Origin of the sequence: Hyphomonas sp. (genome assembly GCF_041689225.1) — a bacterium.
Taxonomy (GTDB): Bacteria; Pseudomonadota; Alphaproteobacteria; order Caulobacterales; family Hyphomonadaceae; genus Hyphomonas.
The window spans coordinates 1-11,019 of record NZ_JBDNGN010000143.1 but is presented as its reverse complement, the minus strand read 5'-3'; the positions used below and the strand labels follow the sequence as shown (position 1 = coordinate 11,019).

Genomic DNA, 11,019 nt, shown 5'->3' with positions numbered 1-11,019 from the left:
GAAGCTGAAGATCGGATGGCCGAACTGGTTGCGGTCGAGGGCGTATTGCAGGCCGATCTCGAAGGCGTTCTGGGCCACACCGATACCGCGGGCCGCCGTCTGGATGCGGGCGCTTTCGAACGTCGCCATCAGCTGCTTGAAGCCTTGGCCCTCGACGCCGCCGAGCAGGTTTTCGGATTTCACGCGGAAGTCGTCGAACCCGATCTCGTATTCCTTCATGCCACGATAGCCGATGACTTCGATTTCACCGCCGGTCATGCCGTCAGCCGGGAAGGGGTTGGCATCGTCGCCGCGCGGCTTCTCGGCCAGGAACATCGACAGGCCGGAGAAATTGTTCGTCGCCGGTTCGGTGCGCGCGAGCACGGTCATCACATCGGCGCGGACCGGGTGGGTGATCCAGGTCTTGTTCCCGGTGATGGCATATTCGCTGCCGTCTTCGGTCTTGACCGCGCGGGTGCGCAGGCTGCCGAGGTCAGAACCGGTATTCGGTTCGGTGAACACGGCGGTCGGCAGGATTTCGCCGCTCGCAATCAGGGGCAACCATTTCTGCCTCTGGTCGTCGGTGCCGCCGATCAGGATCAGTTCGGCTGCGATCTCGCTGCGCGTCCCTAGCGAGCCGGCGCCGATATAGCCGCGCGACAGTTCTTCGGAGACGACGCACATGGCGATCTTGCCCATGCCGAAGCCGCCGAATTCTTCGGGGATGGTCAGGCCGAACACGCCGAGCTCAGCCATCTCGTTGACGACATCCATCGGGATATAGTCGTTGCGCATGTGCCAGCCATGGGCGTGCGGCTTGATCTTGTCGCTTGAGAATTTCGCGAACTGCTCGCGCACCATGCTCATCGTCTCGTCGAGGCCGGTCTCTTCCACCGTGTTGCGCGACAAGGCGTCGGGCAACAGGCGGGCAGCAGCCGCCATGGACGCAGTGGTCTTGCCCTCGATGATCAGGCGATTGACCGCAGGATTGGCAAAAAGCGCGTCGACCTCGGCCAGCAGGCCCAGTTCGTGCGGACGGATCGTCTCGCCCTGGTTCATCGGCACGCCGCCGACGAGTTGTGCAAAATATTCGCTGAACAGGATCTGCGAGAGAAGCGCTTCGATCTCGCCGAACTTGCCTTCCGCTTCGAGACGGGCGGCCCATTCGGCTGTCTGGCGCAGGGCTTCGAGATAGGTCGCGATCCATGACAGGCCGTGGGCCATGTGCTGCTCGCGTTCCAGCGCCTTGCGGTCGGGGCGTCCTTCTGCGGTTTTCAGCCGGGCACCGGCGCCGCTAGTGGCGGCGGCAACATAGGTTTCCAGCGCCGAGACGCCGTCGGCCATGGTTGCGACAAGCCCTGTCAGGACCGGGGATGTCTCGAGTGTTTCGCCTGCAGTGCCGTCCATAATATCCTCCACGATCTCTAGTCAATTTTCTTAGTATAGTGCGCAGGCGCGAAGAGTCATGGAAAGATTGTGCGGTGCAACAACGCAGGTGGCGTCAGGCGTCCATCCGCCGGTAGCGTCGTGACTGGGCGCGGACCATGGCGCGACCGAGGGGTTCGGGGAGAATGCGGGTCAGGGAGGCCAGCGTCTTGTTGACGGCGCCGGGGACGACGACCGGCTGGCCCTTGTTGACCGCATCGATGCCGGCCTTCACGACAGGCGCGGCCTGCATCCACATCCATTTCGGCATCTTGTCCGTGTCGTCGCGCGTGCCGTTGACGTCGTGGAACTCGCTCCAGGTGAAGCCGGGGCACAGCGCGGTGCAATGGATGTCGGGCTGGTCGGTCGCGGCGCATTCGGCATTCAGGCTTTCGGAAAACTTGATCAGCCCGGCCTTGACGCTCGCATAGAGCGTGTGGCCTGCACTGCCGGCGGCATAGCCCGCAAGCGAGGCGACATTGATGATGCGGCCATAGCGGCGCTCTGCCATGCCCGGCAGCACTTTATGCACGAGTTCTATCGGAGCCGCATAAAGAACCCGGATGAAGGCCGCCTGATCCTTCCAGTCGGTATTGAAGAATGTTCCGGGCAGCCCGTAGCCGGCATTGTTCACGAGGGCATCGACCTGTCGGCCCTGGTCGGCAAGCGTGCCAAGGATCTTGTCGACAGAGTTGGCGCGGGCAAGATCCTGGACGATCGGGATGACGGTTATACCATTCGCGGCCTCAAGCTCGGCCGCCAGCGCCTCCAGCCGGTCGGCGCGGCGCGCGGTCAGGGCGAGGTCCCAGCCAAGCGCCGCATACTGACGGGCAAACTCCGCGCCGATGCCGGCTGATGCGCCCGTGATAAGGCACAGTCGTCTGTTCATGATGTGGCCTTTCGCAATGCCATTACCGAAGTGTCATAATTATCACATGAGCGGGACAAAAAGTGTCTCCCACTTGTGATTTTTTCACTAACGTCCGATCTTCGCTCTGATTTTGAATGCCCAAAGGGAGTCATTCAAAGTTGGACACCCAGCGTCGGGCGCCCATCGTAATCCAAAGGAGGATACTCACCGTGCAGTTCAAAACTGTCCTGCGAGCTGCCACAGCTGCTGTGGCCATCGCATCCATCGCCTTCCCGGTCATTGCCCAGGAAGAAGCCGCCCCGGAAACCGATCGTACGCTCGAGACCGTCGTTACGCTGGGCACGCGGGTCGCCAATCGCTCCGCCCTCGACACGGCTGTCGCTGTTGACATCGTCTCAGCGGCCACGCTCGAAAAGATCGGCATCGGCGAACTGAACCAGGCCCTGTCGGTCCAGCTCCCATCATTCAACTTCCCGCGTCCGGCCCTCAATGACGGCACGGACTCGGTCCGGCCAGCCTCGCTGCGCGGTCTCGGCCCTGACCAGACGCTGGTTCTCGTCAATGGCAAGCGCCGCCACATGGCGTCGCTCGTCAACGTGAACGGATCAATCGGTCGCGGTACATCGGCTGTCGACCTCAACACGATCCCGACCCTTGCCGTCTCCGCCATCGAAGTGCTGCGTGATGGCGCTTCGGCCCAGTATGGTTCTGATGCCATCGCTGGCGTGATCAACGTCAACCTGCGGGAAGCTGCCGAAGGCGGGGCCGCAGAAGTCAGCTATGGCTGGCGCGAAACGGAATACACCGTACCAGTCGGAACGCCGCCTGCCGGCGTCACCGTTCCGGCCAGCGGCGAAATTTCCCGCGAACGGTCTGACGGACACGTCGTGACTCTGGCGGGCTGGAAAGGCTTCCAGCTTGGCGAGGACGGCTACCTGACTGTGTCGGCCGAGTACAAAGACCAGCAGCATTCTGAACGCTCCGGGTTCGACGTTCGTCCGAACTATCCAGGTGGTGGCACCGATCCGCGCGAAGCAGTGATCAATCGCTACAACGCATGGACCGGCGAGCCTGAACTCGAACAGATCACACTGTTCGGCAATGCAGGTTACAATCTTGAAAATGGCGTCGAGCTTTATGGCTGGGCCAGCTATCAGGATCGCGACACGACATCGGCAGGCTTCTACCGCCGCGCTCTGGATGCCCGTAACGTCGTCGAAATCTACCCGAACGGCTTCCTGCCTCTGATCTCGCCAGAAACCACCGACGCGTCGCTGGCTGGCGGTGCCCGGTTCGACATGGGCGGATGGGATATGGATACGTCCCTCGTCTACGGTTCGAACGAGATGCAGTTCACGATCGAGAACACACTCAACCGTTCGATCGGCCCTGCCTCCAAGACATCGTTCGATGCCGGCGGCTTCAAGTACAGCCAGGTCGTCGCCAACCTCTCGGCCGTCAAAGGCTTTGCGGTTGACGGTCTCGCCTCCGATCTCAACGTCGCCTGGGGTCTCGAAGCCCGTCAGGAAATGTATGAGATCAATGCTGGCGAGCCAGACAGCTACCGCAATGGCGGCGTTCTCCTGAACGGCAGCCCGACATCTTCGGGCGCGCAGGTGTTCCCGGGCTTCCGTCCGGCCAATGAAGTTGACGAAGACCGCACCGCAATTGGTGCCTATCTCGATCTCGAAGCCAACGTGACAGACGCGTTCCTTGTGTCGGGTGCCGTGCGCGTCGAGTCCTATTCCGACTTCGGCGAAACGGTCACCGGAAAACTGGCTGCCCGTTATGACTTCAACGACATGTTCGCCCTGCGCGGCTCGCTGCAGAATGGCTTCCGTGCGCCATCCCTGCAGCAGCAGTACTTTGCGACGACGTCGACGAACTTCATCAACGGCGTGCCGTTCGACATCACCACGTTCCCGGTCACTGATCCGGCGGCCGTGGCTCTGGGTGCCCAGGATCTCGATGCCGAGAACTCGGTCAACTACTCGATAGGTGCTGTCTTCCGGAATGGTCCGCTCAACGTCACCATTGATGCCTATCGCATCGACGTGAACGACCGGATCGTGCTGTCGGAAAACCTCACGTCGCAGGACGTGCGTGACTACCTCGAAGGCCAGGGCTTTCTGGGTTCGGGCGGTGGCCGCTTCTTCCTCAACGGTGTGGATACCGAAACGACAGGTGTCGACATCGTGGCAAACTATGCGTTCCCGGAAACGGACATGGGCAAGTTTGATGCGACATTCGGTGCCAACTTCAACAAGACGGATGTCACCGCAGTGCCGGACATTCCTCAGCTCACGGCCTTGCCGTCGAACCCGGTCCTGTTCGGCCGCGTCAATGTGCTGACATTTGAAGAGGGTACGCCGAAAGACAAGCTCACGGCCTCGCTCGGCTGGGAACGTGGTCCATTCGGCGCAACGGTCCGTGCCATCCGCTACGGCGAAGTGCTCGTGCCAAGCTCGAACCCTGCCAACGACTACACGATCGATCCAAACACGCTCCTCGACATCGAGGGCCGTTACACCTGGAACGAGCGTATCACCCTGTCGATTGGTGCGGACAACGTGTTCGACGAGTATGGCGATCCAGCGCCTATTGGTCAGAACGGCACAGGCAATACGCCGTTCTCCGGCTACATCCCGTACGGCAGCTCCGGCCGCTTCGTGTACGGCAAGGCCAGCGTGAAGTTCTAGTTGCTCACGACTTTCAGCCAACAGACAAACGCCGCCCCCGAAAGAGGGCGGCGTTTTTCGTTGGGCCGGACATTCGACGAGAGTCTAGCGAATGCCGACCGGATTGATGATGGCCTGCACGGTGCCTTCAAGGCGGGGCGCGCCCAGCGTGAAGAAGAATTCCGTCACGCCATCGGCGGCGAGTTCGTCCGTCACCATGTTTTCCAGGATGTAGACGCCGTTCTTGGCCAGCATTGTCAGGTGTCCGTCAAACGGGCGGGCCTCATTCTCGAACGGAATGACCTCAACCGCCCATGTATCCGATCCGATGGCCACGACGCCGAGATCTGCGAGGTATTGGATGCCGTCGACGCCGATGCCCGGTTCGGCGGGGTTGAGTTCGGACGCCCCGGCCTGCGATTTCATCGTACCGGTGTAGAAGAGCACGACGTCACCAGCCTCGATGGAAATGCCCGCACGCATTGCGGCGGCCTCGATCTCGGCTGTGTTGAACGCCGTACCCGGCGCGACGGGATCGCCGAATGCCTTGGTCATGTCGAGCAACACGCCGCGTGTCGCGATCGGCGGCAACAGGTGGGTGCCAAACTGGGTCAGGCCGGATGTCGTGACAAAGTCAGCCACGGGCACGCCATTATAGTATTCGTGGTTGATGCCCATATGGCCCAGCCCGTCAATCTGGCTGCCGATGCCGACCCAGACATCGACAATATCGTCATTGCCGGTCGCCATGTTTTCACCGAGGGGTGTGCCGGACCCATCCGATAATTGCAGCACCGTCACGTCATATTTGCGCGGGCCATAGGCGGGAGTACCGCGGCCCGTCACCATGCCGAGCGAATAGGTCTTTCCGGTCGTGACCAGTTTCGCCGCCGCCGCCGTCTTTTCTACGCTGAGATTGTTGAGCGCGCCGAGCCGGTCAGCGGCGCCATATTTCGACGGGTACCAGCTTTCGCTCGCGGCGCCGTCCACGGCCAACTCGTCGGCCTGTGTCGACTGGCAAGCGCCCAGCACAAACAGGCCCGCAATCATCAAACGCTTCATTTTTCGTCCTCCCACGACTGGTTTTCGGCCAGCCTATATCCGGGAGGCGCATGCGCAAGCCTTGTCAGGCCCGGCGGACGAGGAATCCGGCGCGCGGGAAGTGGACATGGATGGTTTCCGCCTCGGGCGATGTGCGCTGCAGGATCAGGCGCTGGGCATCGGCGTGCACGAGTTCGCCCTCGACCCAGACTTGGCCATAATCATCCGGCGCAACGGCCACATTGTCACCGGGGGAAAAGCCCTGCGGCTCGTTGAGCGTTGTTGCCGCCACGAGGCGCGGCGCCGCCGTTTTCCCGATCGCCAGCGCTTCGGCAGAACTGATGGTTTCGGGCGCCTGGCCTTCGGCCTCGGTCAGCCGGTCATACCAGGCGCGCGTCAATGGCGCGGACTCAAGGCAGGCATTGGCAAAGTCGGGCACCGTGTTCATCACGAACCAGACATTCATGTAGGCGTGGACGTCGACGAAGCCTGGCTTCGCGCCGATCAGGTAGACGCCGGCGCCAGCGCCCTTGCCAGCCTGAAGGCGCTCTTCCAGCAACATCAGCCGGGCGCGCCACTGGTCGCGCATCATCGGCGCCACTTTTTTCATGGCTTCGGTGTCGAAGGGCCGGCCGGAGAGGGCCTCGCGGTCCTTTTTGAAATCCTCGGGCACGCTGTCGGCCCGCTCGCCAAAGATGACGGCGACCGACGACTGGAACCAGCGCGCATCGGTCCATCCGGCCACCATCTGGGCGAGCCCCTCATGGCCCGGCGTGCGCAGTGACGGATTCGGGAAACGGGATTCCAGCTCACGCAGGATGATCGCCGTATCGCAATAGATATCTGCACCGATCTGCATCACCGGCGTGCGGCGATAGCCGCCCGTCATCGGCATCAGGTCGGGCCGGGGCATGATCACCGGGATCTCCACGCGCGAATAGGCGAGGTTCTTCAGCTTGAGCGCCAGGCGCACCTTCTCTGCAAACGGCGACGTCGGGTATTCGTGCAGAATTATGCTGCGGGCATCTGCCATGGGTCTGGGCCCTCCCCTGTTGGCCTGACGATCACTTTGCAGGCGTTCAGGCAAACAGGGAAGGGAATTTTCCGGCGATCAGAGCGAAGCCAGCGCCTGGTTGAGATCAGCAATGATGTCGGCAGCATCCTCGATTCCGACCGACAGGCGCACGGTGTCGGGCGCAGCCCCGGCAGCGGTTTTCTGCGCGTCCGTCAATTGGCTGTGCGTGGTCGATGCCGGGTGGATGATCAGCGAACGCGTGTCGCCGATATTGGCGAGGTGACTGAACAGTTTCACGCCCTCAACCAGCTTGACCCCCGCCTCATGCCCGCCCTTCAGGCCGAACGTGAACACGGCGCCAGCCCCCTTGGGCAGGTATTTTTTCGCCCGCTCGAAATGCGCATCGCCTTCAAGGCCTGCATAGCGCACCCAGCTGACCTTTTTGTGCGCGCTGAGGTGCTTGGCGACCTTCAGGGCATTGGCGCAGTGGCGCTCCATGCGCAATGGCAGGGTTTCGCACCCCGTCATGATGAGGAATGCGTTCATGGGCGACATCGCCGGGCCGAGATCGCGCAGCGAGAAAGCGCGTGCCGCGATGGCGAAGGCGATATTCACGTTCGACCCGTCAGGGCCGAGCGGCAGCGCGGCGAAGGCCTCGCCGAACACCATGTCATTGTAATAGGATTGCGGGCTCGCCATGGTCGGGAACCTGGCCTTGTGCGCCAGCCAGTCGAAATTGCCGCCATCGACGATCATGCCGCCGATCGAGTTGCCGTGACCGCCGATGAACTTGGTCAGGCTCTCCACGATGATATTCGCGCCATGCTCCAGCGGTCGGCAGAGGTAGGGCGACGCCATCGTATTGTCGACCATGAAGGGAATGCCGTGCTTGCTGGCGATCTTGGCAATTGCGGCCATGTCCGTGACGAGGCCGCCCGGATTGGCGAGGCTCTCGGTGAAGATCACGCGCGTCTTGTCGTCAATCGCGGCCTCGAACCCTGCCACGTCGTCAATATCGACAAATTTCACATCCCAGCCGAACTTCTTGAATGCGTGCGACAACTGGTTGATCGAGCCGCCGTAAAGCTGCCGCGCCGCAACGATATTCGCGCCGGGCTCCATCAGCACATGGAAGGCCAGCAATTGCGCCGCATGACCGGACGCTGTGGCAACGCCCATCGTGCCGCCTTCAAGATCGGCGATACGGGCTTCCAGCGCGCCAGTCGTCGGGTTGCCGAGGCGCGTATAGATGTTCCCGAATTCCTGGAGTGCAAACAGGTTGGCGGCATGGGCCGCATCCTTGAACACGAAACTGGTTGTCTGGTGGATCGGCTGGGCGCGCGACCCGGACACCGGGTCTGGCGCACTGCCTGCGTGAATGGCGCGTGTCGAAAATCCCTGAGTCACGTTTATCTCCCTGTCTGGTTTGTCTGCCCCTCTTTTAGCGCCTGATACCCGCCTGCACAGGCCCTTGGGCTAAAAGGTGCGTTGAGCTGCACGTTGCCGCAAGAAACGGGTGGAAGCGGCCCTTCCCAGCAGGCAAACTGCCTCTCATGACACTGACACTTGCCCCCCTCGACGAACGCGCCCTGGCCTATGACCGCATGGCCCGCGCCCTGGATCACCTCGGCGACACCTGGCGCGACTGGCCGGACCTTGCGAGCGTAGCGACCGCGATGAACCTGTCGCCCAGCCACTTCCAGCGCGAATTCACGCGCTGGGCCGGCATCAGTCCGAAACAATTCCAGGCCGCGCTGGCGCATGGCGCCGCTGGCGACCTGCTGCGCGATGGCGCAAGCGTGCTTGATGCCGCGCTCGAGACCGGCCTGTCCGGCCCGGGCCGCCTGCATGACCTGTTCATCGCTCACGAAGGCCTCACCCCCGGTGAGGCCAAGGCCGGCGGGGCAGGGGCTGACCTGGTCTTGGGGAAGGCACCCACACCGTTCGGCCTGGGTGCATGGCTGATCGGACCGCGCGGGCTGGTGGCGCTTGGGTTTATCGACGAAGGCGCGCCGCAACGCACTGGGTTTGAACATCAGGGCGTCGGCGAAGCGCAGGCCTTTGCCGACCTTGCCGTGCGCTATCCCGGTGCCGATATCCGGCGTGACGATGCGGAAGCGGCCAGCTTTGCCAGTCGCGTCTTCGAGTCGGGTGAGCCGATGCCCGTGGCGCTCTATGGCACGCCGTTCCGGCGTCAGGTCTGGCGCGCCCTGCTCGAGATTCCGGCGGGCACGACCCAGACCTATGGCCAATTGGCGAAAGTGTCCGGCCATCCCAAGGCCGCCCGTGCCGTCGGTGCGGCGGTCGGGGCAAACCCGATCAGCTGGTTCATTCCCTGCCACAGGGCCCTTGCGGCGGACGGCAGGCTCCATAACTATCATTGGGGTGTGGCGCGAAAGCGTGCCATGCTGACCTATGAACGCGCCCATGCCGCCTGAACCGGCAAGCTGGGCAGACGGCCCCTCGCCGCAAATTCGGACCTGCCCGTTTTTCCATGTTGCCGATGATCCTGCTTTTCGTGGCCCTTCTCGCCTGGGGCGCACACCTCGCATGGCGATGGAAGACGACCAGCGACTTTGCGCCCGAAGTCCTCGCTGCGCGCAAGGAAACCGGTGAAATTCCGGCTGACATTGGCGATGCGGAGTTCACCGACCTCTACCTGCGCAGCGAAGGCCCGCGCTCGGCTACTTATTTCTTCGCCTGCGCCACGATCGTCTCGATCCTGGTTGCGCCCTTTGTAGCCGCCTTCAACATGGTCTGGCTGGCGCTCTGGCGCGCCTCCGGGTCATCACCCGTGTTCGAGACCGGCACGATGATCCACACGTTTTCCGTCTTCCTCGCCATCATGGGCTTCATGATCCTGCTGCTCGCCGCGGCGATGCGCCGATACTATGCCCTGATGCCACCCAACCTGAAACAGGTCGTGCGCGACCTCAATGGAGGCCCCTCATGAGCATCGAATACCTTCACACAATGGTGCGCGTCGCCGATATTGACGCATCACTGAAATTCTATTGCGAGGGGCTCGGGCTGGAGCAGGTCCGGCGTGTCGACAATGAGAAAGGCCGCTTCACGCTGGTCTTCCTGGCGTCGCCTGCAGACGTGAAACGTCTCGGCGGCGTGCCCGAGAATGCCAATCCGACCCAGCTGAATATCCCGATGGTCGAGCTGACGCATAACTGGGACCCGGAAGACTATTCCGGCGGCCGCAATTTCGGCCACCTCGCCTACATGGTCGATGACATCTATGCGGCGGTCGAGCGCCTTGCCGCGCAGGGCGTGACGATCAACCGCCCGCCCCGCGACGGTCACATGGCCTTTGTCCGGTCACCGGACGGCATTTCAGTCGAGCTTTTGCAAAAGGGTGAGCGCAAGGCGCCCAAGGAGCCGTGGGTCAGTGCCGAGAATATCGGCGCCTGGTAGAAAACCCGTGCAGATTGGCTAAACTACGGTAAGTCTCTTCAAAACTGGGAGGACTATCCATGTCAGCATTTGCTGCTGCGACACTTTATTTCGGCCTGTTCGGCTTCCTGATGCTGGCGTTGAAGATGAACGTCGGTCGCGTCCGCGCGAAGGAAAAGGTCATGTTTGGCGATGGCGCCAACGAGGCGATGCAACGTGCGATCCGCGTTCAGGGAAATGCCGTTGAGGACGTTCCGATTGTCCTGATCGGCATTGCGGGGCTTGCGGCCCTGGCAGCGCCGGTTGTGCTGATCCACGCGCTCGGCGGCAGCTTCCTCGTCGCCCGCATCCTTCACGCAATCGGTCTTGGTGGCACGTCGGGTTCCAGTTTCGGCCGCATGGCCGGAACGCTGGTCACGCTGATTGTAACGCTGGTCACCGCAGGTGCCTGTGTCTGGTTCGCGCTGACCTAGAGCGTTTCAGTTTTCGGCGGAAGCATAACCCGCTCCTGTGATATAGTTTTGGCATTCGGATGAGCTGATGGTCTTCACGATTTTTCCGGTTTCATGGATGACGTCTTCGATTGTGTGTTTCTGGGCCGTGCGCAT

General features: G+C 62.1%; 10 protein-coding genes. 5 read left to right on the top strand and 5 right to left on the bottom strand.

Going from position 1 to position 11,019, the window contains the following annotated elements; translation table 11 throughout:
* Together ACESNB_RS14205 and ACESNB_RS14200 are read right to left on the bottom strand one after the other, a co-directional pair.
* The coding region (locus ACESNB_RS14205) for an acyl-CoA dehydrogenase family protein (RefSeq protein WP_373008425.1) at window positions 1–1,386 on the bottom strand (1,386 nt) is incomplete at its 3' end.
* A 94-nt stretch (window positions 1,387–1,480) separates the two neighbouring features.
* Window positions 1,481–2,293, bottom strand: coding sequence for an SDR family NAD(P)-dependent oxidoreductase (locus tag ACESNB_RS14200; RefSeq protein WP_373008423.1), 813 nt, complete (start codon window positions 2,291–2,293; stop codon window positions 1,481–1,483).
* A gap of 191 nt (window positions 2,294–2,484) precedes the next feature.
* Between ACESNB_RS14200 and ACESNB_RS14195 the strand changes: the two genes are divergently transcribed.
* Window positions 2,485–4,974, top strand: coding sequence for a TonB-dependent receptor plug domain-containing protein (locus ACESNB_RS14195; RefSeq protein ID WP_373008421.1), 2,490 nt, complete (start codon window positions 2,485–2,487; stop codon window positions 4,972–4,974).
* A gap of 84 nt (window positions 4,975–5,058) precedes the next feature.
* Here ACESNB_RS14195 and ACESNB_RS14190 read toward each other — a convergent pair whose 3' ends face one another.
* From ACESNB_RS14190 to ACESNB_RS14180, 3 genes are all read right to left on the bottom strand, one after another.
* Window positions 5,059–6,003 carry a cyclase family protein gene (locus tag ACESNB_RS14190; RefSeq protein WP_373008429.1) on the bottom strand — a complete coding sequence of 315 codons (945 nt, stop codon included), beginning with the start codon at window positions 6,001–6,003 and terminating at the stop codon, window positions 5,059–5,061.
* Between the two features lie 76 nt (window positions 6,004–6,079).
* Window positions 6,080–7,027: a glutathione S-transferase gene (locus tag ACESNB_RS14185; protein WP_373008419.1), complete on the bottom strand. Its 948-nt coding sequence runs from the start codon at window positions 7,025–7,027 to the stop codon at window positions 6,080–6,082.
* 78 nt (window positions 7,028–7,105) lie between these two features.
* On the bottom strand, window positions 7,106–8,416 hold the full coding sequence (locus tag ACESNB_RS14180; protein WP_373008417.1) for an O-acetylhomoserine aminocarboxypropyltransferase: 1,311 nt from the start codon (window positions 8,414–8,416) through the stop codon (window positions 7,106–7,108).
* A 146-nt stretch (window positions 8,417–8,562) separates the two neighbouring features.
* On the opposite strand from ACESNB_RS14180, the gene ACESNB_RS14175 reads away from it, so the two are divergent.
* The 4 genes from ACESNB_RS14175 to ACESNB_RS14160 are packed head-to-tail and all read left to right on the top strand — an operon-like array spanning window position 8,563 to window position 10,884.
* Complete coding sequence (locus ACESNB_RS14175; protein ID WP_373008415.1) at window positions 8,563–9,447, top strand: methylated-DNA--[protein]-cysteine S-methyltransferase; 885 nt, start codon at window positions 8,563–8,565, stop codon at window positions 9,445–9,447.
* 56 nt (window positions 9,448–9,503) lie between these two features.
* Window positions 9,504–9,962 (top strand): hypothetical protein, encoded by a 459-nt coding sequence (locus ACESNB_RS14170; protein WP_373008413.1) that lies wholly within the window; start codon window positions 9,504–9,506, stop codon window positions 9,960–9,962.
* A 2-nt stretch (window positions 9,963–9,964) separates the two neighbouring features.
* Complete coding sequence (locus ACESNB_RS14165; protein WP_373008427.1) at window positions 9,965–10,432, top strand: VOC family protein; 468 nt, start codon at window positions 9,965–9,967, stop codon at window positions 10,430–10,432.
* 59 nt (window positions 10,433–10,491) lie between these two features.
* The gene (locus ACESNB_RS14160; RefSeq protein ID WP_373008411.1) at window positions 10,492–10,884 is read left to right on the top strand and encodes an MAPEG family protein; all 393 of its coding nucleotides are present in this window, start codon (window positions 10,492–10,494) and stop codon (window positions 10,882–10,884) included.
* The last annotated feature ends 135 nt before the right edge of the window (window positions 10,885–11,019 follow it).